Here is a 25461-nt window from a genome sequence, read left to right on the forward strand (position 1 = left end):
CTCGCTGCATGAACGGCGGGCGGCAGCCGTCCCGGGAGGGGGCGGCCAAACAGGAAGAGGTAAATATGAAAAAAACCGTCATTCTTGGCGCGCTGACAGTGGCCGGTCTGACCGCTGGCGTTGCTGGTGCAGCGACGCTCGACGACGTCAAGGCGCGCGGAAAGCTGAACTGCGGTGTGACCACGGGCCTGACCGGCTTCGCGGAGCCCGATGCCAGCGGCGAATGGGGCGGCTTCGACGTCGGCGTCTGCCGTGCCGTCGCAGCGGCCGTTCTGGGTGATCCGACTGCGGTCGAGTTCGTTCCGACCACCGGCAAGACCCGCTTCACGGCGCTCGCCTCGGGCGAGATCGACATGCTGGCCCGGAACACCACCTGGACCTTCTCGCGCGACACCGACCTCAAGTTCGAATTCGTCGGCGTGAACTACTACGACGGTCAGGGCTTCATGGTGCCGAAGGCGCTGGGCGTGAGCTCGGCCAAGGAACTCAGCGGCGCGACCGTCTGCATCCAGACCGGCACCACGACCGAACTGAACCTCGCGGACTACTTCCGCAAGAACAACATGGAATACAGCCCCGTTCCGGTCGAGACCGACAACGAGGCGCAGCAGCAGTACCTTGCCGGTGCCTGCGACGCCTACACCACGGACGCCTCCGGCCTAGCCGCCACGCGCGCCTCGCTCGAGACCCCGTCCGACCATGTCGTTCTGCCCGAGATCATCTCGAAAGAGCCGCTCGGCCCGCTTGTCCGCCACGGCGACAACGACTGGGGCGACATCGTCCGCTGGACGCTGAACGCGCTGATCGCGGCTGAAGAGTACGGCATCACCTCCGCCAATATCGAGGAACTGGCCGCGGGCACCGAGAACCCGGAAGTGAACCGGATCCTCGGCACCGAGGGCAACCTGGGCGAGATGATCGGCCTCGACGCCGAATGGGCCAAGCGCGCCATCTCGGCCGGTGGCAACTATGGCGAGCTCTTCGCCAAGAACATCGGCGAGTCGACCCCGATCGGCCTGTCGCGCGGCCTGAACGCGCAGTGGACCGATGGCGGCCTGCTCTACTCGCCGCCGTTCCGCTAAGACACTCGAAGGGGCGCGGGCACTCCCGCGCCCCTCTCACGTGACGACCGCACCATAAACACCGCGGGCAGGCCAGGACGGATCAACCGACCGGTCAATGCCGCGGAAGACAGGGATGCCCCTCATGGCCATACTCAGCGACCCGCCGCGCGAGTCGTTCCGCCTCTCTATGTTGCTGAACGACACCCGCTATCGCGGCTACACGTTCCAATTCATCGCGGTCGTCTGCGTGGTCGCGCTGTTTGCGTATCTGGGCTCCAACCTTGCCTCGAACCTCGCCGCCGCGGGCCTCACGCTCAGCTTCGACTTCCTCGGGGACACGTCGAACTACGACATCAACCAGACCCTGATCGACTACACCTCGCAGAGCACGCATTGGCGCGCCGCGCTTGTCGGTGTTCTGAACACGCTTCTGGTGTCCATCCTGGCCTGTATCACCGCGACGGTGATCGGCGTCTTCGCGGGCGTGCTGCGGCTCTCGCCGAACTGGCTCGTGCGCAAGCTGATGTCGGCCTATGTCGAGGCCTTCCGCAACGTGCCGGTGCTGATCTGGATCCTGATCATCTTCACCATCATGACCGCGGTTCTGCCCTCGGCCCGCGTCTATCTGGGCGAAGAGCCGGAGCGTAATCTGCTCTTCGGCGGGATCGCCTTCACCAACCGTGGCATCTTCGTGCCGAAGCCGGTCTTCGAGCCGCTGGGCTGGCTCGTTCTCGGCATCTTCATCGCCTCGGTCGTGGGCGCGATCCTCTATCGCCGCCACGCGACCAAGACGCTCTATGCCACGGGCAAGATGCTGCCGACCTTCTGGCCGACGCTGGGCATCCTGATCGTGCCCGCGCTTCTGGCGTTCTTCATCCTGGGCCAGCCGATCACGCTCGACACGCCCGACCCGTTGGCCAACCGCTTCAACCTGCAGGGCGGCATGACGATCCTCGGCTCGCTCATCGCGCTGTGGTTCGCGCTGGCGATCTATACCGGCGCCTTCATCGCCGAGAACGTCCGCGCCGGCATCCTGTCGGTGTCGCGCGGCCAAACCGAGGCGGCGGCGTCGCTGGGTCTCCGGCCGGGCCGGATCATGAACCTCGTGATCCTGCCGCAGGCGCTCCGGGTGATCATCCCGCCGCTGATCTCGCATTACCTCAACATCACCAAGAACAGCTCGCTCGCCATCGCGGTGGGATACATGGACATCACCGCGACGCTGGGCGGCATCACGCTGAACCAGACCGGCCGCGCGATCGAGGCGATCCTGCTGCTGATGGCCTTCTATCTCGCCATCAGCCTGTCGATCTCGGCGCTGATGAACGTCTACAACAATGCCGTCCGTCTGAAGGAGCGCTGAGCCATGTCAGATGCACACGAGCACTCCGTCGCCTATGTCCGCGACAGCATGCTGCCGCAGCAGACGCCGCCCGCCTCCGAGACCGGGGCGGTCAAATGGATGCGCGAGAACCTGTTCTCGTCCTGGGCCAATGGCCTCCTGACCCTGGTCGCGCTCTACTGCGTGTGGTCGCTCCTCTCGGGGCTCCTGCCGTGGTTCCTGAACGGCGTCTGGAACGCACCGTCGCTCACCGCCTGCCGCGAGATCATGGCGGGCGACCGGGGCGGCTGTTTCGCGGTCCTGACCGAACGCTGGAACCAGCTCCTGTTCGGCTTCCAGTATCCCAACGAGATCTACTGGCGCCCGACGCTCGCCTTCGTCCTGCTCTTCGTCGCCATCGCGCCGGTGCTGTTCTACCAGACCTTCCCGCGCAAGATGCTGATCTTCACCGCGCTCTACCCGTTTCTCGCCTACTGGCTGATCTGGGGCGGGTCGATCCTGGTGCCGATCTTCGCGCTCGCGGGCTTCGCGGTCGGCGCGCTGGTCTACCAGCGGCTGGTGAACCAGAGCTTCGCGATGGGCTTTTTCGGAGGCATCGTCGCGGCGCTGGTCTTATGGTGGCTCACCGGCTTCCTGCCGGTCGAGGGCATCCTCGCCATCGAGGCGGTGGATTCGCGCAACCTCGGCGGCTTCATGCTGAACCTGATCCTCGGCACGGTCTGCGTGTCGCTCTCGATCCCGTTCGGCATCGCCCTGGCGCTCGGGCGGCAGTCCGACATGCCGATCATCAAGTGGATCTGCATCATCTTCATCGAGTTCATCCGCGGCGTGCCGCTGATCACACTCCTCTTCGTCGCCAACGTGGTCCTGGCCTATTTCCTGCCGCCGGGCACCAATTTCGACCTGATCCTGCGGGTGATCATCATGATCACCATGTTCGCCTCGGCCTATATCGCCGAGGTGATCCGGGGCGGTCTCGCGGCGCTGCCGAAAGGGCAGTACGAGGCGGCTGACAGCCTCGGGCTCGATTACGCGCAGGCGATGCGGCTGATCATCCTGCCGCAGGCGCTGAAGATCTCGATCCCCGGCATCGTCAACGTGGCGGTGGGCCTCTTCAAGGACACCACGCTCGTCTCGATCATCTCGATGTTCGATCTCGTCGGCATGATCCGCGGTCCGATCCTCGCCTCGACCGAGTGGAACGGCGTTTACTGGGAGCTTCTGGGCTTCGCGGCGCTGCTGTTCTTCGTCACCTGCTACGGCATCTCTCAATATTCGCAGTGGCTCGAGCGTCAGCTCACCACCGACCGGCGCTAAGGAGGCCCTCATGTCCGACACGGCCGTTCAATCCCCCGACACCACCCAGATGAAGGTCTCCGACGAGGTCGCGATCTCCATCGAGAAGATGAACAAGTGGTACGGTTCGTTCCACGTCCTCCGGGACATCGACCTGACCGTCTATCGCGGCGAACGCATCGTCATCGCCGGGCCCTCGGGCTCGGGCAAGTCGACGCTGATCCGCTGCATCAACGCGCTCGAAGAGCACCAGCGCGGACGGATCGAGGTCGACGGCACGGTGCTCTCCTCGGATCTGAAGAACATCGACAAGATCCGCTCCGAGGTCGGGATGGTGTTCCAGCACTTCAACCTCTTCCCGCATCTGACGATCCTCGAGAACTGCACGCTGGCGCCGATCTGGGTGCGAAAGACGCCCAAGCGCGAGGCCGAGCAGACGGCGATGCATTTCCTGGAAAAGGTGAAGATCCCCGACCAAGCCAACAAGTATCCCGGCCAGCTCTCGGGCGGCCAGCAGCAGCGGGTGGCCATCGCGCGCTCGCTCTGCATGCGCCCGCGGATCATGCTCTTCGACGAGCCGACCTCGGCGCTCGATCCCGAGATGATAAAGGAGGTGCTCGACACGATGGTCGAGCTCGCCGAGGAGGGCATGACCATGCTCTGCGTGACCCATGAGATGGGCTTTGCCCGCCAGGTCGCCAACCGCGTGATCTTCATGGACCAGGGCCAGATCGTCGAGCAGAACGAGCCCGAAGAGTTCTTCAACAACCCGCAGAACGAGCGGACCAAGCTGTTCCTGAGCCAGATCCTCGGCCACTGAGCCGCGACCCTGTCTCGGACCTGGACATGACGGCCCGGCGAAATCCGCCGGGCCGTTCGCGTTTCTGTGCTAGGCTGGCGTCACCACACAAAAATCGGGGGGACGAAACCATGTGCCATGCTTGCGTCATGGAAACGGTGAAACAGCGGATGCTGTCGCGCCGTCATGTGCTGACAGCCGCGCCTGCCATCGCGGCCGCGACCGTCGCGGGAGGGGCGTTCGCGCCGCGCGCCTATGCCCAGGAGGGCCGCAGGATCGTCGACATGACCTATGTCATCGACGCCGATTTCCCGACATGGTCGGGCCCTCCGGGGATCGAGACCGAGCAGCTGGCCAAGTTCGAGGAGAGCGGCTTCAACGCGTTCAAGATGACCGTGTTCGAACACACCGGCAGCCATGTCGACGCACCTCTGCACTTCTCGGCGGATGGCCTGTCGGTCGACGAGATCGCGCCGGAAAACCTCGTCTGTCCGCTCTGCGTGATCGACATCCGCGCCAAGGCCGACGCCGATGTCGAGGCGCAGGTGACGCCCGAGGATCTGCAGGCCTGGATCGACGCGCATGGCGACATTCCCGACGGCGCCCTCGTCGCGATGAATTCCGGCTGGCAGCAGTATGTCGCGACCGAGAAATTCGCGGGCCTCGACGAGAATGGCGTGCGCCATTACCCGGGCTTCCATGTCGAGGCGGCGCAGATGCTGATCGAACAGACCGGCGCGGTCGCCATCGCCACGGATTCGCTGTCGCTTGACATCGGCTCGACCCAGAGTTTCGACACCCATTACGCATGGCTGCCCACGGGACGCTACGGGGTCGAGAATATCGCCAATCTCGACCAGGTGCCCGCGTCTGGGGCCATGGTCTTTGTCGGCGCTCCGACCCATCGCGGCGGATCGGGCGGTCCGGCGCGGATCCTGGCGATGGTCTGAGACCGGCGCGCGGGTCGCGCTTAGACGAGTTCGCGGGGGATGACGAAGCCCTGCGCTTTGGCGCGTCCCCAGCGGATATCATCCCAGTCGTCGATATCGAGATCGGCGATCAGGGTGGCTCCGGTCGGGTAATCGGAAAAGCGCGGGTGGCGCGGTGGATTGGAGACAAGCGCCCGCGCCGCCATCGCGATCCCGGGATTGTGCCCGAGGACCAGAAGGCAGTCGCCCTCGGCCCCCGCGATCGACGCGAGGATTTGCTCGGGCTCGGCCAGGTAGAGGCGCTCGTCCAGCGTCGGGCCGATATCGAGCCCGAGACCCGCGCAGGTCTCTTGCGTGCGGACCGCGGTCGAACAAAGGACCTGATCGGGAGCGATGCCCTCGTCGCGCAGCCACTGCCCCAGCGCCTCGGCGCTCTTGCGGCCGCGCTTGTTCAGGGGCCGCTCGATATCGACCTCGCCGACCGACCAGTCGGATTTCGCATGTCGCATCAGGACCAGACGTTTCATATCGGACAAGACCCTCCCGGAGGTCACTGTCCCAGAAAGGCGGCCATGTGGAAAGCGGCTTGGTCGCCGGGCCGGTGCATCTGCGCCGAGACAGGGCAGGCGCGGCGCACGAGGCAGCCGCGCGTGCGGCAGTCGACGCCTTCGGGCGAGGCGACGAAGGCGCGGCAGGCGGGCACGTCATAGGCCTGACCCGGACCCATCGCGCCGACCGGACAGGCGGTTTCGCAGGGGCGCGCGGCGCAGGTCTCGCACGGGCATTGCGGCGGCGCGGGACGCTCGATCCGGTCACGCAGCGCGACGGCCCCGCGGAAGGACAGAAGAAGCCCGGCCTCGTCATGGACGAGCAGACCCACCGGCGCGACATGCGCGCGGCCCGACTGCTGGGCCCAGGCGATGAAAGGCGGGTAGGGCGGTCCATCAGATGGCAGGATCGCCGCGCCGCCCCAGTCTGCGGCCAGACCGCCGACGACCCTGGCCGACCATCGGTCGAGCGGATCGGGTCGCCCGTCACGGGCCTCGGGGGCCGCGGCGAAAAGCGGCCAGAAGGCAGGCTCGTCCGGGCCCAGCATGAGAAGCGTGCCGGTGTCCTCGGGCAGGCTCGGATCGGGTGCGGGGTGCAGCACACCCCGCACCGCGAGCCCCACCGCGCGGGCGGCCCGCTCGAACCCGGCGAGCGTCACCGGAGCTCGCGCGGCGGCAGGTCCTTGGCACGGATCAGCGAGCCCGCGCCATGCTCGGTGAAAAGCTCGAGCAGGCAGGCATTGGGCACGGTCCCGTCGAGGATGACGACGCCCCGCACCCCGCGGTCGAGCGCGTCGAGACAGGTTTCGACCTTCGGGATCATGCCGCCCGCGATGGTGCCGTCGTCGATCATCGCCCGGACCTCGTCCGGCGTCAGCGCGGTCACGACCTGGCCGGAGCCGTCCTTGACGCCGGGCACGTTAGTCAGAAGCAGCAGCCGGTCCGCGCGCAGCGCGCCCGCGATGGCGCCCGCGGCGGTGTCGCCGTTGACGTTGTAGGTCTCGACCGGGTCCATGCCGGTGGCGACCGGCGCGATGACGGGGATGATGCCCGCGCTCATCAGGTCGCGCAGCACCTGCACGTTCATCTCGATGGGGCGGCCGACCCAGCCGAGATCGGGGTCGTCGGCCTCGCAGACCATCAGGTCGTCATCCTTGCCCGAGAGCCCCACGGCCCGCCCGCCTTCGTCCATGATCGCCTGCACGATCCGCTTGTTGACGAGGCCGGTCAGCACCATCTCGACCACCTCGACGGTGGCCTGGTCGGTCACGCGCTTGCCGCGCACGAACTCGGACTTGATGCCGAGCTTGTCGAGCATCTCGTTGATCATCGGCCCGCCGCCATGCACGACGACCGGGTTGATGCCCACCTGCCGCATCAGCACGATGTCGCGGGCGAACTCGGCCATGGCGTCGGCGTCGCCCATGGCATTGCCGCCGAACTTCACCACGACGACCGCGCCGGAATAGCGCTGCATGTAGGGAAGGGCCTCGGAGAGGGTCCGGGCAGTGGTGTGAAAGTCCTGGTTCATGGTCCGGGTCTTCATCTTTGCAGATCCGCGTTGAGGGTCGCCCCGGTTATCGGGTGCTGCGTCGAGCGGTGCAAGGGAAAGACTTTGGCGCGCGTGCGACGCTCACTCCAGACCGGCGATGACCGCACGCAGCGTGTCGATGCCCCAGCCTTCCTCGGACGAGGTCACGATCAGTTCGGGATAGGCCGCCGGGTGCTTGGACAGCGCCGCGCGAACCTGCGCGAGGATCTTCGCGCGGTCCTTTTCCTTCACCTTGTCCGCCTTGGTCAGGACGCATTGGAAGGTCACGGCGGAGCGGTCGAGCAGGGTCAGGATCTCCTCGTCCACGGATTTAGCCCCGTGCCGCGCGTCGATCAGGACAAAGGCTCGGCGCAGGGTGGCCCGGCCCGAGAGATAGGCCTTGAGCAAGCGCTGCCAGGTCTCCACGACCCTGACCGGCGCGTTGGCGTAGCCGTAGCCGGGCAGGTCGACGAGATAGCGCGTGTCGCCAAGGGTGAAGAAGTTGATCTCTTGGGTGCGGCCCGGCGTGTTCGAAGCCCGCGCCAGTCCCTTGCGCCCGGTCAGGGCGTTGATCAGGCTCGACTTGCCGACATTGGACCGGCCGGCGAAGCAGACCTCGACCCGGTCGTCGGGCGGCAGCCCGTCCATCGCGACGACGCCCTTCAGGAACTCGGCGCCACCGGCAAAGAGCTTGCGCCCGCGCTCGCGGCTGGGCTCGTCGATCTCGGTTTCGGGAAAGGGAAGCGTCATGCCGCGCGCTCCGCATGATCGCCGCGGGCCACGCGTCCGGGCGCGATGCACATGGCCTGGACCGAGGAATCCTGGTGGCCCCAGCTTCGCAGCGCCTTGAGCGTGTCGGCGTCGCGTTTGCCGGTCTCGGGATTGGCTTCGGTGGCACGGCAGCGCTCGGTGCGTTCGGTGATCTCGAAGACCGCGTCGCCGACCCGGAGGCGCTTGCCGACGAGGTCGAACTCTTCCCACGGCGCCAGCCCGTCGAGCCACAGGTTGCCGCGCCAGCGATGGATCGAGAGCGGCGTGCCGACGCGCTCCTGCACGGCGCGATGCGTCGCCATGTTGCAGATCGTGATGCCCGCATCGCTGCTGTCGGTGAACCCGCGCGTCGTGGCGCGGACCACGGCTTGCGGCGTCGGGCGGTCCGGATCGACCAGCGGCGTCACCCAGTCGAGCAGTTTCTGCGCGTCGGCCTCGGGATCGACGGTGATCTCCGGGCGGCCCGGATGGGTCAGCGTCACGCGGGTTCCGTCTTCGGAGAGCGCCGCCGAGACCGCCATGAGCTGCGGCGAGGACGCACCCCGGATGAAGTGAAGGCACCGGGCCCAGGCGCCGCTGACCGCGTCCTCAGTGGCGCGCTCATGCGCGATGGCCCAAAGGCGGTCGCCCGGCATCGTCGAGCCTGCCGCGAAATGGGTTTCCGCGACCTCCTCCCGCCCGACCGCCTTGATCGGATGGCGGAGGAGGTGCGCGACGGTGGCGGTCATTTTTCGGCGGACTTCTTCTTGAAGCTTTTCTTGATGTTGCCGAACACGTCCGGCTTCATCCCCTGGCTGCGCATGATCAGGTATTGCTGGGTGAAGGTGATCGTGTTGTTCGCGATCCAGTAGACCACGAGGCCGCTGGCAAAGCCGCCCAGCATGAACATGAAGACCCAGGGCATCCAGGCAAAGATCATCTGCTGGGTGGGGTCGGCGGGCGCCGGATTGAGCTTCTGCTGGAGCCACATCGAGATGCCGAGGAGCAGCGGCAGGATGCCGATGAAGGCCAGCGCCAGGAGCGATCCGGGCTCGGGCACGCCCCAGGGGAACAGCCCGAAGCCGTTCATGATCGAGGTCGGATCGGGCGCAGACAGGTCCTGGAACGGTCCGAAGAACGGTGCGTGGCGCAGCTCGAGCGTGACGAAGATCACCTTGTAGAGCGAGAAGAAGATCGGGATCTGCAGAAGGATCGGCAGGCAGCCCGAGGCGGGGTTCACCTTGTTCTTCTTGTAGAGCTCCATCATGCCCTTCTGGAGCGCCTCGCGGTCGTCGCCGGCACGCTCCTTGAGCTTCTCCATCTCGGGCTGAAGCTCCTTCATCTTCGCCATCGAGACGTAGGATTTGTAAGCGAGGGGGAAGAGCAGCGCCTTGATCAGCAGCGTGAGCGAGATGATCGCGATGCCCATGTTGCCGATCAAGAGGTTCAGGTGGTGCAGCACCCAGAAGATCGGCTTGGTGAGGAAGAAGAACCAGCCCCAGTCGATGGAATCGACAAAGCGATCCACGCCGCCTTTCTGGTAGTCGCGGATCACCTCCCACTCCTTTGCGCCCGCGAAAAGACGGGTCGCGACCTGGCTGGCCTCGCCCGCGGCGAGCGTCATCGTCGGCAGCTGCGCCCGGGTCTGGTAGATGTCGCGAGCGGTGTCGTATTTCTCGACCGCGCGGAACGGCGTGCCAGCCTGGGGGATGAGGGTCGCCATCCAGTAATGGTCGGTGAAGCCGATCCAGCCGTTCTCGGTCACATCGATGATCTCGGCCGGGCCGCCTTCGGCCGCGTCGGTGTCGAGCTCGGTCAGGTCATCCCAGCTGGTCTCGGTCAGGGTGCCGTCGCTCATGACGATGGCGCCCTCGTGCAGGATGAAGAAGTTCTTCGCGTTTTCGGGCTCGCCATGCCGCGCGATGAGGCCATAGGGCGCGAGGCTGACCGCGTCGCCGGAGCCGTTGGCCACCTCCTGCGTGACGGTGAACATGTAGTCGGCGTCGACCGACAGCGTGCGTCGGAAGGTGAGGCCCGCCGGGCTCTCCCAGCTCAGCGTGACGGGCGTATCCGGAGTGAGCGTCGGCTCGCCCTCGACCTGCCACTCGGTGCTCGGGCCGGGCACGTCGCTGAACTCGAGGCCGGAACCCGGCGCCCAGCCGTGCAGGGCGTAATAGGATTGGTCGCCGCCCGCGGGATTGAAGAGATGCACGATCTCGGAATTCGGAGCGATGGTCTCGGTGTAGTCCTTGAGCTGCAGATCGTCGATCCGTCCCCCGAGGAGCGAGATCGAGCCGGTCAGGCGCGGCGTGTCGATGGCGATCCGCGGGCTGTTTTCCGCGGAGACATCGCTCGTCGTGGTGATCGGCGTGTCCGGCGCCGCGCTCGGAGACACTATGGGGCCGCCGTCGACGGTCTCGGCCGTGGTGGTCGGCGCGTCGGGTGCGGGCTGCTCGGGCGGCGGGAACAGCAGGAACCAGACCAGAATGACCGCGAAGCTGAGCGCCGTGGCGAGAATGAGGTTCTTGTTCTGATCGTCCATGTGTCGGGCCGCTTTTCGGGTCTCTGGGTCAGCCCCGGGTTCAACAGGGCGCGACCGGGAAGGTCAAGCGGAATCCCCGTGAGGAAACCTGCGTCACAGGGCTCTCTGCGCCTCTTGCAGGTGACGGGGGAGGTGAGACCCGTTGGCTCGACTTTGGTATGCCGTGGGTTCTGTTTGCTCGGATCACTTGGTGGCTGCGCGATCGCCAAATTCCCCATGTCGGCTGGAATGAAGGTGAGCCTGATTGGGAAATCGCGACGTCAGTGCTCTTTCCTACCGCGCTGCACCCGGTATCCGGCCCCTCCCAAGCCAGACCGGTCGTCGCTCAGTTGCGAAGCGGCGCGATGTTCACCGTCGGCATCAGACGTTGGGCGTGTTCGTTGGCCCAGGCCACGAATTGCGCGGCGGGAAGGGGGCGCGCGATGCCGAAGCCCTGCACGTGGTCGCACCCGAGCTGCGCCAGGGTGGTGTGTTCGCCCGCGCTTTCGACACCTTCGGCGAGCGTCTCCAGGCCAAGCTGGTCGGCGAGGCTGACGATGGCGCAGACGAGGCGGCGCTGGTCGTCGTCGCGGTCCGCGCGCGTCACGAAGCTGCGGTCGATCTTGAGACGGTGAACGGAGAGCGAGCGCAGGGTGGAAATCGCCGCGCGGCCGGTGCCGAAATCGTCGAGATCGATATGGCATCCCAGTTCGGCCAGGGCGGACACGTTCCGGGCGATGTCGCAGCTGCAGTTCTCGGCGACGACGGTTTCCAGGATTTCCAGACCGATCCGCGAGGGTGCCAGGTCATGACGGTCCAGAGCCCAGGACAGCCGGTCGACCAGGCGCGGATTGCGCAGCTCCTGCATCGAGAGGTTCACGCTCACGCGCGGAACCTCGATCCCGGCTTCGTCCCAGCGTGTCAGCGCCTCTAGCGCATGGTCGAGCATGATCTCGCCCAGATGTTCGATGCGCCCCGCGGCCTCGAGCGCCGGAAGAAACTGGCCGGGTGAGATCACACCCCGATCGGGGTGGACCCAGCGTGCGAGCGCCTCGACACCGCTGATGCGCCCGGTCGAGGTGCAAATCTGCGGCTGGAACCAGGGTTGGACCTGCCCGGCCTCCAGCGCGTGCCCGGCCTCGCTGCGGATGATCCTGCGCATGGCGTGGTTGGCATCGACACCGTCGGACCAGGCGCGGATGATCGAGGGCCCTTCGGCCTCGGCTTCGGCGAGGGCGGTGCGCACCGCGTCGAGCAGCTCGTCCCCGCATGCATCCTTGGGCAGCCGCGAGGAGCCGCAGAACCCGATGGCGCAGCGGAAGACGTGGTCTTCGCCGTTGACGCGCGCGGGCTCTTCGAGCGCGGACTGGATCCGGGCGGCGATCTTCAGCTGTGCTTCGAGATCGAGGCGCAGGGCGGGTTCGATGAAGGCAATGAAGAGCGCGTCGCCGATCCGCATGGCGCTGTCCCGGGTCCGGAGCGCCCCCTGGATGCGTCGCAGGCAAAGATCGCGCGCGTTGCGGGCCTGCGCGGTTTCCCACTGGTTCTTTTCAAGCCCGAGACCGGAAACCGAAATCATCATGCACGCGGTGTTAAGACGTTCCGAACGCGCGCGGGTCAGAAGGTCGTTGGCGATCTCTTCTGCCCGGTCGCTGTCGATCAGGCTGGGCGGAGCGGCGTCGGCAGCCGGCGGGCTGCCGGATGGCAGAGACAGGATTGCGGCCGAGGCGAGAAGCGCCACGGAGATCAGGAGCGGGTCGAGCCCCACGAGCGGCGCGAGCGGCACGAGGACCAGCAGACCGGCAAGCGCGGATCTGCGACGCAGCTGGATCGTTCTGAGGCGACCGGCGAAAAACTGGAGCATGAGAAGGATGTTTCCGGTTTGTTCCGTCGGTCACCCTAGGCCACCGGAATGAACAGCCGCTTAATGCCCGTCGGCCTCTTTTGCCGCCTTTTCGGAGATTTCGACGGATCCGCGCTCCAAACCGGCGAAATCGAACAGCTTCGGGTCCAGAAGATGCGACGGCCGGGCGTTCATCAGCGCGCGGAACATGACCTGCCGCCGACCGGGCGCGTTGCGCTCCCAGCCGTCGAGGATCTGCTTGACCTGCTGGCGCTGCAGCCCGTCCTGCGAGCCGCAGAGATCGCAGGGGATGATCGGGTAGGCCATCGCGCGGGCGAAACGGTCGCAATCGGCCTCGGCGACATGGGCGAGGGGGCGGTAGACGAAGAGATCGCCTTCTTCGTTCACGAGCTTCGGCGGCATGGTCGCCAGCCGTCCGCCATGGAAGAGGTTCATGAAGAAGGTCTCGAGGATATCGTCGCGGTGATGGCCGAGAACGACCGCCGAGCAGCCTTCCTCGCGCGCGATCCGGTAGAGATGCCCGCGCCGGAGCCGCGAGCAGAGCGCGCAGAAAGTCCGGCCCTGCGGGATCTTATCCATCACGACCGAATAGGTGTCCTGGTACTCAATCCGGTGCGCGACGCCGCGGTCTTCGAGGAACGCAGGTAGCACGGTTGCCGGAAAGCCCGGCTGCCCCTGGTCGAGATTGCAGGCCAGGATGTCGACCGGCAGAAGGCCGCGCCATTTCAGCTCGTGAAGGATGGCGAGCAGCGTGTAGCTGTCCTTGCCGCCCGAGAGGCAAACCAGCCAGCGGGCGTCGCGCTCGATCATGCCGTATTGCTCGACCGCCTCGCGCACCTGCTGCACGAGCCGCTTGCGGAGCTTCTTGAACTCCGTGGTCTTGGGGGCGCCGCGGAAGAGCGGGTGGATATCGTCGGTCTCGTCGAGCATGGGCGCGGAGATACGCCAGAGGCGCGGTCTCGGCAATGGTCTTGGCTCGGACGCTGGACCGCGCCTCTCGCCGGAGAGGCGCGGTTGCGCGCGGCCGCCGGTCACAGGATCGGACGGATCGGCGGCAGCGTCTTCAGCGGGTCCGCGCGTTCGGGCGGCAGGCCGAGATCGCGCCTCAGATGCGGATCGAGATCCTGCGCCCGAAGTGGCGGAGGGCGAAGTTGCGGTGGCCGCAAGAGCGCGCGCAGCGCGGCGGCGAGGACCTTGAGCGCGCCGTGCCGCGCGATCAGGGCGTCGATGCTGGTGTCCGTCTGCGGAACGGGGTCGAGACTGCGGATCATGTCAGATCTCCAGAGGGTAGGGCTGGCTTGGAGTGGAGATCCCGGCGCATCGACAAACGGATCCGGCACCGGACACGCATCGCGCGCGCCGAGACGGGGTTTGTTGATGCCGCACGGATATGGCCAGGACGCCCTACGGGCGCGGGTCACATCCTCGGGATCGGGTTTGCGGGGGCTCGCGACCGGCAGACGCTTCGGTGGCGAGAGAGGGAGGCGCTATCGGCGTCGTCGGAAGCCATTGCCGAAAAGAGCCTCGTGACAGCCGCCTGTCTGGGGACGATAGGTCGATACTGACATGTCGCGCCCTCCTTTGGCGTCCGGGGTGTCACTATCCGGAGGGATAGCGCAGCTTCCGACATTCACCTAGAGCTTTTTCGCCCGACGCGGCCGGGCTGTGCCCAATGCGCAAGGATCGGGTCGGGGGCGTTCTGCGTCAGGTCTTCGGGGGAACCTCGTCGACCCCGGAGCCACCCCAGGGATGGCAGCGCAGGATGCGGCGCAAGGCGAGCCAGCCGCCCTTCATCGCGCCGTGGCGCGACAGGGCGGTCAGCGCGTAGGCGGAGCAGGAGGGGTGGAAGCGGCAATTATGGCCGACAAAGGGGGAAAAGGTCGCGCGGTAAGCCTTGACCAGAAGGCTCAGGGCGTGGGCCGCGGGGCTCATGCGCGCGCGTGGAGCGTCTTCAGCGCGTAGCGCAGGTCCGATATCAGCGCCGGGAAGGGGCGATCGGCGGTGGCGCGGGGCTTGCCGATCAGCACGTAGTCCCAGCCGGGCCGGGCCATGCCTGGCAGAGACAGCCGTGCCGCTTCGCGCATGCGCCGCTTGGCGCGGTTCCGGGCGACGGCGTTGCCGACCTTCTTCGAGCAGGTGAAGCCGACACCGACATGGTCGCTGCCATCGTGCCGGGGCCGCCCCTGGATCAGCATCGACGCGGTGCCCTGCTTGTCGGCGCGGGCCGCGGCGAGAAATTGCGACCGTTTGCGCAGCACCTGAAGCTCGGGCGCACCCGCGCATGACGACGCCGCCGGAGGCAGTGTCCCGGCTGCGAGCGCGGGGGCCTCCGGCGGCGTCATGTCATACCCTCGTGCGGTCGTTGGGCGCTCAGGCGCTCAGCGACTTCCGGCCGCGGGCGCGGCGGGCGTTGAGGATCTTGCGGCCGGCCTTGGTGGCCATGCGCGCGCGGAACCCGTGGCGACGCTTGCGCACCAGGTTCGAAGGCTGAAACGTGCGTTTCGACATCGTTGCTCTCCGTCCGTCTGGCCCGCACCAATAAAGACTCAGGTCGGGCCGCATGAATCTCGAAGCCCGCGCTATAGGGAAGGAGCGGGCGGCTGTCAAACGGCTCGATCCGGGAAATTGCAACAATCGGAGCGCCCCGACTGCGGCGAAATGTTACAGAACCGCGGGTTTCGGCGTCAATCCGTCAACCCGCCGTGAGGCCTGTAGGCGGAACGCGTCTTCGGCCGCATGTTCGAGAGCAGGCAAGCGGCGCGATCCCAGAGGCGCGGCGCGATCTCAAGGAGACGCGGAGATGACCGAGAAAACCGAAACGCGCGGAGGCGGATGGACGCGGCACCTGCCGCTGATCGCCATCGCCGTGGTCGCCGTGATCGGCGCGGTGACGCTGCGCGACTACCTGAGCTTCGAGACGCTGAAGGACAACCGCGAGGCGCTGCTGGCGTTTCGCGACGACAATTACGTCCTGACCGTCGCGGTCTTCATGGCGGCCTATATCGCCATCGTCGCCTTCTCGCTGCCCGGCGCTACGGTCGCGACGCTCACCGGCGGGTTCCTCTTTGCCACTTTTCCCGGCGCGCTCTTCAACGTCACCGCCGCGACCATCGGCGCCGCGCTGATATTCCTCGCCGCCCGTTGGGGATTGGGCGAGACGCTGTCGCGCCGGATGGAGGCCTCGGACGGCACGGTGCGCAAGATCAAGGACGGGATCGCCGAGAACGACTGGTCGGTGCTCTTTCTCATCCGCCTCGTGCCCGCGGTGCCGTTCTTCGTGGCCAATCTCGTGCCGGCCTTCGTCGGAGTGCCCCTGTGGAAATTCGTGGTGACCACCTTCCTCGGCATCATTCCCGGCGCCGTCGTCTACACCTCGGTCGGCGCGGGTCTGGGCGAGGTCTTCGCCCGGGGCGAGACGCCCAACCTCGGCATCATTTTCGAGCCGCGGATCCTGTTGCCGATCCTCGGATTGTGCCTGCTCGCGGCGCTGCCAATCCTGCTGAAGGCCGTGCGTGGAAAGAAAGGGCTCTGAGCCATGAACCGAATCTCCTGTGATCTCCTCATCATCGGCGCCGGGTCGGGCGGATTGTCGGTGGCCGCGGGCGCGGCGCAGATGGGCGCCGACGTGGTGCTCCTGGAACGGCATAAGATGGGCGGCGACTGCCTGAACTACGGCTGCGTCCCGTCGAAGGCCCTGATCCAGGCCGGGAAGGTGGCCCATGCGATGCGCACCGCCTCGCGCTACGGGATCGCGGATGTGGTGCCCGAGGTCGATTACGGCGCGGTCAAGGACCACGTCCACGGCGTCATCGACACCATCGCGCCGGTCGACAGCCAGGAGCGGTTCGAGGGGTTCGGCGTCCGGGTGATCCGCGAGGAGGGGCGCTTCGTCTCTGAGACCGAGGTCGAGGCGGGCGACACGCGCATCACCGCGCGGCGGATCGTGCTCGCCACCGGATCGCGCCCCTTCGTGCCCCCGATCCCCGGGCTCGATACCGTACCTTACCTGACGAACGAGTCGCTCTGGGAGCTGCGTGAGCTGCCCGAGCACCTTCTGGTGATCGGCGGCGGCCCGATCGGGATGGAGATGGCGCAGGCACACCTGCGGCTCGGCTCTAAGGTCACGGTGATCGAGGGCGCGCGCGCGCTGGGCAAGGACGATCCGGAGCTTGCGGCGCTGGCGCTTGAGAAGCTCCGCGCCGAAGGGCTGGTGATCGAGGAAGAGGCGCTGGCCAAGGAGGTGCGCGGCGAAGACGGCCGGATCGAGGTCGAGACGCAGGACGGCCGCGTCTTCACCGGCTCGCATCTCCTGGTCGCGGTCGGGCGCAAGGCCAATACCGAGGCGCTCGATCTCGAGGTCGCCGGGATCGAGACGACCCGCACCGGCATCAAGGTCGATGACCGCCTGCGGACCACGAACAAGCGCGTCTTTGCCATCGGCGACGTCGCGGGGGGCCTGCAATTCACCCATGTCGCGGGTTACCATGCCGGCATCGTCGTGCGGCAGGCGATGTTCGGTCTCCCCGCCAAGGCCGGGACCGACCATATCCCCTGGGCGACCTATACCGATCCCGAGCTCGCGCATGTCGGCCTGACCGAGGCGGAGGCGAAGAAGCGCTACCCGTCCACCAAGGTCGAGATCGCGCGCTTCGCATACGACCACAATGACCGCGCGCAGGCCGAGCGCCACGCAGAGGGCCTCGTCAAGGTGGTCATCTACAAGGGCAAGCCGGTCGGCGCGTCGATTGTCGGCCACCAGGCGGGCGAGCATATCAACTTCTGGGCCTACGCGCTGTCCTCGGGGGCGAAAATGCGCGACATCACGGGCATGGTCTCGCCCTATCCGACATACGGGGAACTTAACAAACGCGTGGCCGGTGCCTATTTCTCACCAAGATTGTTCGAAAGTGACACGGTGAAGCGGGTGGTTCGGCTCGTCCAGCGCTGGCTGCCGTAGGTCGAAGGGAAGGCTCCGGGCGCACCGATGATCAATTCGCTCTCCGGACGGTTTCTCGTTCTCACGGTGATCTTCGTGATGTTCGCCGAGGTGATGATCTTCGTCCCGTCGGTCGCGCGCTTCCGGGAAGACTACCTGCTGGCGCGCCTCGAGCGCGCGCAGATCGCGTCCCTGGCGCTTCTTGCCGACGACATGATCGATCCCGATCTCGAGGAAGAGCTGCTTCTGAACGCGGGCGTGTTCAACGTCGTCTTGCGGCGCGATGCGGCGCGGCAGCTCGTGCTCTCCTCGCCGATGCCGGGCGCGGTGACCCAGACCTTCGATCTGCGCGAAGCCGGGCCGCTCATGCTGATCCGCGACGCCGTGGTCGAGCTGGCGACGCCCGAGCCGCGGCTGATCCGGGTGATCGGCAACCCGCTCCGCGATGCGGGGCTGCTGATCGAGGTGACGATGGAGACCGGCGCGCTCCGGCACGCGATGATCGACTACGGCCTGCGCATCCTCCTGCTGTCGGCGGTGATCTCGGTGGTCACGGCGGCGCTATTGTTCTTTGCCGTCCGGCGCTTGCTGGTGAAGCCGATCCGCGGCGTCGTCGGGGTGATGCAGAGCTATTCGGAAGCGCCCGAGGACGCGCGTCGGATCATCGAGCCCTCGGCCACGGTGCGCGAACTGCGCGAGGCGGAAGAGGCACTGCGCTCGCTCCAGACACAGCTCACCCAGGCGCTGCGCCAGAAGGAGCGGCTTGCCCAGCTCGGCGGTGCGGTGGCGCGGGTCAGCCATGACCTGCGCAACATCCTGACCTCGGCGCAGCTCTTCACCGACCGGATCGAGACCTCCGAGGACCCGATCGTCACGCGCATGGCGCCGAAGCTCGTCGGGTCGATCACGCGCGCCGTGTCGCTCTGCGAATCGACCCTGGCCTTCGGTCGCGCGGAAGAGCCCGCGCCGATGCTGACCCGCGTCCAGCTGGCGGCGCTGGTCGAGGAGGTGCTCGATGCCGAGCGGCTGGCGGTCGAGGAGGGTCAGGACATCTCGCTGGCGGCGGATATTCCCTCTGCCCTGAGCGTGCGGGCCGATCCCGAGCAGCTCTTCCGGGCAATTGCCAACCTTGTCCGCAACGCGCGGCAGGCCATCGGCGGCTCCGGGCGCGGAGGCGAGATCCGGGTCGGCGCGGAAAGCGGCGAAGGAGTCTGGGAGATCACCGTTGCCGATACCGGTCCGGGCCTGCCGCCCAAGGCCCGCGAATACCTCTTCCGCCCGTTCCAGGGCGGGGTGCGCAAAGGCGGCTCGGGCCTCGGGCTGGCGATCGTCTCCGAGCTTGTGCGCGGACATGGCGGCACGCTGGAGCTGGCGCAGTCCGACACGACCGGTACCGTTTTCGTGATCCGGCTGCCGATGGGCGATCTCGGCTGAGCCGCAACCCGGATACCGGACCGGTATCCGCCGAAATCCGGTCTTTCGGATTTCGCTGCCGGACCGCCCCACCAAATTGACGCGCATTTTTTGCCGGACCCCCTTGCACTGCGCGGGCTGGGTTTGTAGATGCAGCCCTCACGGACCGATAGCTCAGCTGGATAGAGTACCTGACTACGAATCAGGGGGTCGGGGGTTCGAATCCTCCTCGGTCCGCCACCATATTCCCTCAAATCGACCGGAATATGTGTGCAAGAAGACTCAATTCGCATACCTTAAGCCCCTGATCCGGCCGTCCGGACGGGCCACGCTTGCAAGGACATGCGGCGATTCTATCCTTTCGGAAACGGCCTCGAGCCAGACGCAAGGGACCCTGCAACCCATGGGCCGCACCATGAGCTTTGGACAACAGATCGCGGCGATGCCGCTGCGCAGGACGAAGTCCGGCGGGTTCGAGGTGCTCATGGTCACGTCGCGCGACACGGGCCGATGGGTCATGCCCAAGGGCTGGGAGATGGATGGCGAGAAGCCCTGGTCGGCCGCCGAGATCGAGGCACTCGAAGAGGCGGGGGCCGTTGGGTACATCTCGAAGAAATCCATCGGCCAGTTCCACTACGGCAAAGTGCTCGACGATGGCAGCGTGCAGCCCTGCGTGGTGCGCGTCTTCCCGATGATGGTGGAGCGGCTCAAGAGCGACTGGAAAGAGCGCAAGCAGCGCAAGCGCCGGTGGTTCACCCTCGACAGCGCCGCCGACAAGGTCGATGAGCCTGATCTTGCGGAGCTTCTCCGCGAAATCGGCCGCAAGCCGAAGAAGCAACCGATCATCCGGGAATTGTTGCGCGGCTGAGTGTCGAGAACGGGGCAAGCGACAGGTCAGCGCTTTCGCGCTTTGGACCTTGCCAACCGAGCCTTTCGAGAACGTGCAAAAAGGAGGTCGCAAGGGCCGCGCCGGCGGGACGCGACCCTTGCCCCTTCCGAAGCTGGGCTGGGATCGTTCCGCCAAGGCCCCTCAGCCGTGCGTCACGCCCCTGCGCGCTTCGAAACTGGTCCCGGTATCTCACCGGGTGTGGTGCTGAACGCCGCCCGCCGCGAGTTCGTCGTCAAAACGGATGCCAATGCACGGGCGTTGCTGCAGAAACCGCATCCCCGACATTGCGTGCGAGAGAGGTCGGCAACGGAACCCCAGCGTCGTTCGCGCCCCGCTTATGGAACGCTTCGCTCGCCCGTGCATTTAACTGTGACATAGTGAGGCTTAAAAAATGCCGATCAAATGCCGGGCCTGCCCAATCCGCAAATTGCGGTTGTTCCAGCCGATGACCGATCAGGAACTGGCCTTCATGGAACGGTTCAAGATCGGCGAGATGACCGTCGAGCCGGGCACGCCGCTTCTGTCCGAAGGTGCGAACTCCCCCCAGATCTTCACCGCGCTCTCGGGCTTCGGCCTGCGCTTCAAGATGCTGCCCGATGGCCGCAGGCAGGTCCTGAGCATGATTTTTCCGGGCGATCTCATTGGGTTGCAGGCGGGCGTCATGCGGGAGATGACGCACAATATCGAGGCCACGACGGCCATGAAGCTCTGCGTGTTCAACCGAAACGAGCTCTGGTCGCTCTACAAGACCCATCCCAGCCGGGCCTATGATCTCACCTGGATCGCCTCCTCGGAGGAGCGTTTTCTGGGCGAGGCGCTGACCGCGATCGGGCAGAAATCGGCGATGGAAAGCCTCGCCTGGGCGCTGTCACGGGTTTTTCGCAGACTCGAAGCGCTCGATATGCTCGAAGGGAACAGCGTTCCCTTGCCCTACCGTCAGCAGGATCTTGCCGATGCGCTCGGGTTGTCGCTGGTTCACACCAACAAGACTCTCGCGAAACTGCGCGAACGGCAGATCGCAAGCTGGGCGGATGGACGCCTGTCTGTTTCCGATCTGGAGCAACTCGAGGAGATCGGGCTGGTCGAGGGCGGACCGCCTCCGGCCCGCCCGCTGATGTAGACCGCTCTTTTGGACAGCGCTCTGCGTGTCAGCGATTGCGGTAGACCGCGCAGAGACACCCCCGAGCCTTCAGCTGCGAACAGAAGGTCCAGGCCGCGTCCCGGCTGTCCCGGCCGACGCGCGCCAGGTAATACCCGCCCTTCGGGCTGGCGCGGCTCTTCTCGTAGACATAATCGATCCGCTCGCTCTTGAGCGCACCGCTGCAGGCTCGGGTGGTGCGCTCGAACTTCTCGCGCGCGGCCTTCTTCGTCGCGCCGAACGCGACCTGCACGCCCCAGTCTCGCAGGCGCGGCGCGACCTCGGGGAAGGCCGTCACCCGCCGGGTCGTGGCCAGCGCAAGGCAGGCGCTCACGAAGGGCGTCGCGCCGTCCAGCCGGAAATCGTGGTCCTCGGGCGGATCGTCCCGCCAGTCCCAGGCGGTGAGCCCGGTGATGATGCGCACGTAGTCGATGGTCTCGCGCGGCAGGCCCCCGGTATCGGCGATGAACTTCTCGGCCCGCGCCTCGCCGCCGTTATAGGCGACGGCCGCCAGTCCCGGGTTGCCGAAGCGGCGGACAAGCTCGCCCAGATATTCCGCCGAGAACTCCATCGCCAAGGCAGGGTTGTAGCTGTCGACGAGACCGCGCAGCGCCGCGGTGGAATCGATGAACTGCGCGATGCCGCGCGCGGCGGCGGGGCTGACCGCGTTCGGATCGAACCGGCTTTCCTGCCAGAGAAGCCGCGCGAAGAAGCCCGCGGGCAGGTCATGCGCCTTCGAGAAGGTCTCGATCGCGCGGCAGGTGTCGTAGGTGAAATGCGCGGGCCGGATGCACTGGACCGGGCCGAAGCGACCCGAGGAACAGAGCGTTCCCGGACCGGCGGGCTGCGCGGCCGCAGGCAGGCTGAGGAGGGCAAGACAACAAAACAAAAGGACTCGGATCATGGGGCCGAGCTTCATCGTGCATCCGTCGCCGCGTCAACGGGGACTTTCCCATCGGGGCGCGAGGGATTAGGTCAGTTTTGCGTGAGTGAAGCGGAGCCCGAGGGTTATGTCCTTTTTCGGAAAGCTGAAGAGCCGTCTCTTCAAGTCCTCCTCGAAGATCGAGGAAGGGCTCGATGCCATCGTCGAAGAGGGCGGCGAGCCGGACCGGGAGCCCCAGGGCGTTCCCGCCGACCCCGAGCCGACCCCCGCGCCGCCCGAGGTCACGCCGCCTGCGGACCCTGAGCCCGCGCCCGTTCCCGACACGCCCCCCGCGCCGCCCGAGGAAACGCCCGCGCCCGTCGATCCCGAACCCGAGATCACCCCCGATCCCGGACCGGGACCCGCGGCACTCCCGCCCGCGGACCCCGAGCCCGAGCGGCCGGTCGAGCGGCCCCCCGTGACCCCGCTCGAGATCCCCGCAGAGGACGTTCCAAGCGCTCCGGACGCCCCGCTCGAGGTGCCGGTGGAGACGCCGTCCGAGAGCCGCAAACCCGGCCTGATGGGCCGTCTCTTCGGGCGCGGCGGCTCGGAAGCGCCGGTGATGCGCCGGACGCTCGACGACGACATGCTCGAAAGCCTCGAAGAGCTGCTGATCTCGGCCGATATGGGCGTCGACACCGCGCTGCGCGTCACCGCGAACATGGCCGAGGGGCGCTATGGCCGGAAGCTCTCGGTCCCGGAGATCAAGGAGCTCCTGTCGCGCGAAGTGGCCCGGATCATGGAGCCGGTCGCCAAGCCGCTGCCGCTCTACCCGACCAAGCCGCAGGTGGTGCTGGTCGTGGGCGTGAACGGCTCGGGCAAGACCACCACCATCGGCAAGCTCGCAAGCCAGTTCAAGGCGGCGGGCAAGCATGTCGTGATCGCGGCGGGCGACACGTTCCGCGCCGCGGCGGTCGAGCAGTTGCAGGTCTGGGGCGACCGCGCGGGCGTGCCGGTCCTGACCGCGCCCGAAGGCTCCGACCCCGCGAGCCTGGCCTTCGACGCCATGACCAAGGCGCAGGCCGAGGGCGCCGATCTCCTGATGATCGATACGGCCGGACGGCTCCAGAACCGGCAGGACCTCATGGAGGAGCTGGCCAAGATCGTCCGCGTGATCCGCAAGAAGGATCCCGAGGCCCCGCACAACACGCTCCTGGTGCTCGACGCGACCACGGGGCAGAACGCGCTCAACCAGGTCGAGACCTTCCAGAAGCTCGCCGATGTCACGGGCCTCGTCATGACCAAGCTCGACGGCACCGCGAAAGGCGGCGTTCTGGTCGCGCTCGCGGACAAGTTCGGCCTGCCGATCCATGCCATCGGCGTGGGCGAGCAGATCGACGATCTCGCCCCCTTCGATCCCGAGGAGTTCGCGGCGGCGTTGACCGGTTCGGCGACGTGACGGCTCAGAGCGAGTCGGTTCCGTCCCCGGGCATGATGTGCCGGATCATCCAGAGCACGACGAGCGTCAGCGCCGTGGCGAGTGCCGCGAGGGGGATATTGCCGATCCCGCAGCACAGCCCGACTGCGCCCGCCATCCACATGCCCGCGCCGGTGGTCAGCCCCGCGACCTTGGTGCCCTGCGTGATGATCGAACCCGCGGCGAGAAACGCGACGCCCGACGTCACCGCTTCGATCAGGCGGATGGGATCGAAGCGCAGCGTCGATTTCTCGTTCTCGGGCAGTTCGATCAGGTCGAAGGCGATCAGCGTGAAGAGGCAGGCCCCCGTGGCGATCAGCATATGCGTCCGCAGCCCGGCGGAGTTTCCGTGCCGCTCGCGCTCGAACCCGAGAATCGCGCCCATGATCAAGGCGCAGACCAGCCGGGTCAGCGCGACGGGCAACGGCGTGGCCGAGAATGTGGAAAGGAATTCCTGCTGGATGAGGTCGATCACGGCTCCGCGTCTCCTGGGCTTGGTCAAAGCAAACGTCCCGGGGCCGGGAAAGGTCCGCGCCGCCGTTGAGGCCGCCCGGACATGAGCGACTGGCTGATCGCCCTCGAGGGCACCGAGGCCGGTCACGTGCTGGCGCTGTTTCTCGCGCTGGCGGCGGCGTTCCTGCACGCGATCTTCGGGGCGCTTCAGAAGGGACGGATCGACCCCTGGACCTCGCGCGGTGCGATGGACGCAAGCTACGGGCTCATGGCCGCGCCCTTCGCGCTCTTCGTCGTGCCTTGGCCCGAGCCGCATATGTGGCCGATCTTCATGGGCGTCTGGGTGATCCACGTGGGCTACAAGATCACGCTCGCCATCGCCTTCACCAAGGGCGCCTACACCGTCGTCTACCCGGTGATGCGCGGAACGGGTCCGTTCTTCACGGTGATCGGCGCCTATCTTCTCTTCGGAGAGACCTTCTCGACCGGTCAGTGGTTCGGCCTCGGCGTGCTCCTGTCGGGCATCTTCGGGCTCGCGGTCTACAACCTGATCTTTCTCGAAGCGCAGCGCGACACGCTCGGAGCGGCGCTTGCGCTCGCGGTGCTCTCGGGCCTGTTCGTCGCGCTCTACACGACCTTCGACGCCTACGGCATCCGCTCGACCGCCGATCCCTTCACCTTCCTCGCGTGGTTCTTCTTCATCGACAGCTTCTTCATGCCGATCATGGCCGCGCTCCGCTGGAAGACCCTGCAAGACAAGCCGCCCTTGGGCAAACTGGCGTTTCGCGGCGTGGCGGGCGGGCTGGTCGCGATGGCGAGCTTCGGTGCGATCATGCTGGCCACGCGGCTTGACAAGGTCGGCGAGGCGGCGGTCCTGCGCGAGACCTCGACGGTCTTCGCCGCGCTGATCGGCTGGCTCGCGCTCAAGGAAACCGTGGGCCCGCGCCGCATCGCGCTGATGAGCCTCATCGCCCTCGGCGCGGTCATCGTTGAGTTCGCCGGCTGAGAAGGCCATATGGAGGGCAAGCGGAGGTAGCGATGGCCAAGACACGAGAAATCAATCCGATGCTGAAAGCCGGGCTCGAACTGGGGCCGGTGCTGGCGTTCTTCGTGGCGTATCTGCTGCTCAAGGACCGAGTCTTCGAGATCGGCGGCACCGCCTACGAAGGCTTCATCGTGGTGACCGCGGGATTCATCCCGGTGATGGTCGCGGCGACGGCGCTCCTTTGGAAGCTGACCGGTCACCTGAGCCGGATGCAGGTGGTGACGGTCGTGCTGATCGTCGTTTTCGGAGGGCTCTCGGTCTGGCTGAACGACGAGCGCTTCTTCAAGATGAAGCCGACGCTGATCTACCTGCTCTTCGGCGCCGTGCTCGGCATCGGGCTTCTCCGGGGCGAGAGCTATCTCAGGGCGGTGATGGAGGGGCTCATGCCGCTGCGGCAGGAGGGATGGATGATCCTGACCCGCCGCGTGACCGCCTTGTTCTTCGCGCTGGCCGTCCTGAACGAGATCGTCTGGCGGACGATGTCCACCGAGATCTGGGTGTATTTCAAGACCTTCGGCCTGACCGCGGCGCTGTTCCTGCTCTTCATGGTGCAGGGCAAGCTCTTCTCCGATTACGCGCTGGACGAAGAGAAGAGCTGACCGGG

27 protein-coding genes and 1 tRNA gene are annotated in these 25461 nt (G+C 66.6%); 14 read left to right on the forward strand and 14 right to left on the reverse strand.

Annotated features, from left to right (window positions below; all coding sequences use genetic code 11):
* The first annotated feature begins 65 nt into the window (after positions 1–65).
* The 5 genes from ACFQ4E_RS01295 to ACFQ4E_RS01315 all read left to right on the forward strand — a co-directional run bounded on the left by ACFQ4E_RS01295 (position 66) and on the right by ACFQ4E_RS01315 (position 5451).
* Positions 66–1082: an amino acid ABC transporter substrate-binding protein gene (locus ACFQ4E_RS01295; RefSeq protein WP_386801108.1), complete on the forward strand. Its 1017-nt coding sequence runs from the start codon at positions 66–68 to the stop codon at positions 1080–1082.
* Positions 1083–1206: 124 nt separating this feature from the next.
* Positions 1207–2427, forward strand: a complete 1221-nt coding sequence (locus ACFQ4E_RS01300) for an amino acid ABC transporter permease (RefSeq protein WP_386801109.1) — start codon at positions 1207–1209, stop codon at positions 2425–2427.
* A gap of 3 nt (positions 2428–2430) precedes the next feature.
* Positions 2431–3723, forward strand: coding sequence for an amino acid ABC transporter permease (locus ACFQ4E_RS01305; protein ID WP_386801110.1), 1293 nt, complete (start codon positions 2431–2433; stop codon positions 3721–3723).
* Between the two features lie 10 nt (positions 3724–3733).
* Positions 3734–4522: an amino acid ABC transporter ATP-binding protein gene (locus ACFQ4E_RS01310; RefSeq protein ID WP_386801111.1), complete on the forward strand. Its 789-nt coding sequence runs from the start codon at positions 3734–3736 to the stop codon at positions 4520–4522.
* A gap of 110 nt (positions 4523–4632) precedes the next feature.
* Positions 4633–5451, forward strand: a complete 819-nt coding sequence (locus tag ACFQ4E_RS01315) for a cyclase family protein (RefSeq protein ID WP_386801112.1) — start codon at positions 4633–4635, stop codon at positions 5449–5451.
* 20 nt (positions 5452–5471) lie between these two features.
* Here ACFQ4E_RS01315 and ACFQ4E_RS01320 read toward each other — a convergent pair whose 3' ends face one another.
* The 12 genes from ACFQ4E_RS01320 to rpmH all read right to left on the reverse strand — a co-directional run bounded on the left by ACFQ4E_RS01320 (position 5472) and on the right by rpmH (position 15152).
* On the reverse strand, positions 5472–5957 hold the full coding sequence (locus ACFQ4E_RS01320) for a SixA phosphatase family protein (protein ID WP_386801113.1): 486 nt from the start codon (positions 5955–5957) through the stop codon (positions 5472–5474).
* Between the two features lie 23 nt (positions 5958–5980).
* Entirely contained in the window at positions 5981–6637 is a 657-nt protein-coding gene (locus ACFQ4E_RS01325; protein ID WP_386801114.1) for a ferredoxin, read from the reverse strand.
* Positions 6634–7524: an acetylglutamate kinase gene (gene argB / locus ACFQ4E_RS01330; protein WP_386801115.1), complete on the reverse strand. Its 891-nt coding sequence runs from the start codon at positions 7522–7524 to the stop codon at positions 6634–6636. The genes ACFQ4E_RS01325 and argB overlap by 4 nt, the downstream gene beginning before the upstream one ends.
* Positions 7525–7611: 87 nt before the next feature.
* The gene (gene yihA, locus ACFQ4E_RS01335; RefSeq protein ID WP_386801116.1) at positions 7612–8259 is read right to left on the reverse strand and encodes a ribosome biogenesis GTP-binding protein YihA/YsxC; all 648 of its coding nucleotides are present in this window, start codon (positions 8257–8259) and stop codon (positions 7612–7614) included.
* Entirely contained in the window at positions 8256–9008 is a 753-nt protein-coding gene (locus tag ACFQ4E_RS01340; protein ID WP_386801117.1) for an MOSC domain-containing protein, read from the reverse strand. Before ACFQ4E_RS01340 ends, yihA begins: the two co-directional genes overlap by 4 nt.
* The gene (yidC, locus tag ACFQ4E_RS01345) at positions 9005–10801 is read right to left on the reverse strand and encodes a membrane protein insertase YidC (protein WP_386801118.1); all 1797 of its coding nucleotides are present in this window, start codon (positions 10799–10801) and stop codon (positions 9005–9007) included. The genes ACFQ4E_RS01340 and yidC overlap by 4 nt, the downstream gene beginning before the upstream one ends.
* 325 nt (positions 10802–11126) lie before the next feature.
* A complete protein-coding gene (locus ACFQ4E_RS01350; protein ID WP_386801119.1) occupies positions 11127–12644 on the reverse strand; it encodes an EAL domain-containing protein in 1518 nt (505 codons plus the stop codon).
* 60 nt (positions 12645–12704) lie between these two features.
* A complete protein-coding gene (gene ttcA / locus ACFQ4E_RS01355; protein WP_386801120.1) occupies positions 12705–13574 on the reverse strand; it encodes a tRNA 2-thiocytidine(32) synthetase TtcA in 870 nt (289 codons plus the stop codon).
* 101 nt (positions 13575–13675) lie between these two features.
* On the reverse strand, positions 13676–13915 hold the full coding sequence (locus ACFQ4E_RS01360; RefSeq protein ID WP_386801121.1) for a hypothetical protein: 240 nt from the start codon (positions 13913–13915) through the stop codon (positions 13676–13678).
* A 433-nt stretch (positions 13916–14348) separates the two neighbouring features.
* Complete coding sequence (gene yidD / locus ACFQ4E_RS01365) at positions 14349–14576, reverse strand: membrane protein insertion efficiency factor YidD (protein ID WP_386801122.1); 228 nt, start codon at positions 14574–14576, stop codon at positions 14349–14351.
* On the reverse strand, positions 14573–14986 hold the full coding sequence (gene rnpA / locus ACFQ4E_RS01370; protein WP_386801123.1) for a ribonuclease P protein component: 414 nt from the start codon (positions 14984–14986) through the stop codon (positions 14573–14575). Before rnpA ends, yidD begins: the two co-directional genes overlap by 4 nt.
* A 28-nt stretch (positions 14987–15014) precedes the next feature.
* Positions 15015–15152, reverse strand: coding sequence for a 50S ribosomal protein L34 (gene rpmH / locus ACFQ4E_RS01375; protein WP_025311815.1), 138 nt, complete (start codon positions 15150–15152; stop codon positions 15015–15017).
* 292 nt (positions 15153–15444) lie between these two features.
* Between rpmH and ACFQ4E_RS01380 the strand changes: the two genes are divergently transcribed.
* The 6 genes from ACFQ4E_RS01380 (at position 15445) to ACFQ4E_RS01405 (ending at position 21002) form a co-directional block, all read left to right on the forward strand.
* Positions 15445–16176 (forward strand): TVP38/TMEM64 family protein, encoded by a 732-nt coding sequence (locus ACFQ4E_RS01380; protein WP_386801124.1) that lies wholly within the window; start codon positions 15445–15447, stop codon positions 16174–16176.
* Between the two features lie 3 nt (positions 16177–16179).
* On the forward strand, positions 16180–17601 hold the full coding sequence (locus tag ACFQ4E_RS01385; RefSeq protein ID WP_386801125.1) for a dihydrolipoyl dehydrogenase family protein: 1422 nt from the start codon (positions 16180–16182) through the stop codon (positions 17599–17601).
* A gap of 27 nt (positions 17602–17628) precedes the next feature.
* Entirely contained in the window at positions 17629–19014 is a 1386-nt protein-coding gene (locus ACFQ4E_RS01390) for a sensor histidine kinase (RefSeq protein ID WP_386801126.1), read from the forward strand.
* 142 nt (positions 19015–19156) lie between these two features.
* Positions 19157–19233 (forward strand) — tRNA-Arg (locus tag ACFQ4E_RS01395).
* Positions 19234–19396: 163 nt separating this feature from the next.
* On the forward strand, positions 19397–19861 hold the full coding sequence (locus ACFQ4E_RS01400; protein WP_386801127.1) for an NUDIX hydrolase: 465 nt from the start codon (positions 19397–19399) through the stop codon (positions 19859–19861).
* Between the two features lie 466 nt (positions 19862–20327).
* A complete protein-coding gene (locus ACFQ4E_RS01405) occupies positions 20328–21002 on the forward strand; it encodes a Crp/Fnr family transcriptional regulator (RefSeq protein ID WP_386801128.1) in 675 nt (224 codons plus the stop codon).
* Positions 21003–21030: 28 nt separating this feature from the next.
* Here ACFQ4E_RS01405 and ACFQ4E_RS01410 read toward each other — a convergent pair whose 3' ends face one another.
* Positions 21031–21939 (reverse strand): lytic transglycosylase domain-containing protein, encoded by a 909-nt coding sequence (locus ACFQ4E_RS01410; protein ID WP_386801129.1) that lies wholly within the window; start codon positions 21937–21939, stop codon positions 21031–21033.
* Positions 21940–22030: 91 nt separating this feature from the next.
* Between ACFQ4E_RS01410 and ftsY the strand changes: the two genes are divergently transcribed.
* On the forward strand, positions 22031–23341 hold the full coding sequence (gene ftsY / locus ACFQ4E_RS01415) for a signal recognition particle-docking protein FtsY (protein WP_386801130.1): 1311 nt from the start codon (positions 22031–22033) through the stop codon (positions 23339–23341).
* Between the two features lie 4 nt (positions 23342–23345).
* Here ftsY and ACFQ4E_RS01420 read toward each other — a convergent pair whose 3' ends face one another.
* Positions 23346–23834: an MgtC/SapB family protein gene (locus ACFQ4E_RS01420; RefSeq protein ID WP_386801131.1), complete on the reverse strand. Its 489-nt coding sequence runs from the start codon at positions 23832–23834 to the stop codon at positions 23346–23348.
* Positions 23835–23915: 81 nt separating this feature from the next.
* On the opposite strand from ACFQ4E_RS01420, the gene ACFQ4E_RS01425 reads away from it, so the two are divergent.
* Together ACFQ4E_RS01425 and ACFQ4E_RS01430 are read left to right on the forward strand one after the other, a co-directional pair.
* Positions 23916–24818, forward strand: coding sequence for an EamA family transporter (locus ACFQ4E_RS01425; RefSeq protein ID WP_386801132.1), 903 nt, complete (start codon positions 23916–23918; stop codon positions 24816–24818).
* A 32-nt stretch (positions 24819–24850) separates the two neighbouring features.
* On the forward strand, positions 24851–25456 hold the full coding sequence (locus ACFQ4E_RS01430; RefSeq protein ID WP_386801133.1) for an inner membrane-spanning protein YciB: 606 nt from the start codon (positions 24851–24853) through the stop codon (positions 25454–25456).
* Positions 25457–25461 lie beyond the last annotated feature (5 nt).

The organism is Litorisediminicola beolgyonensis, from assembly GCF_042679605.1.
GTDB lineage: Bacteria > Pseudomonadota > Alphaproteobacteria > Rhodobacterales > Rhodobacteraceae > Litorisediminicola > Litorisediminicola beolgyonensis.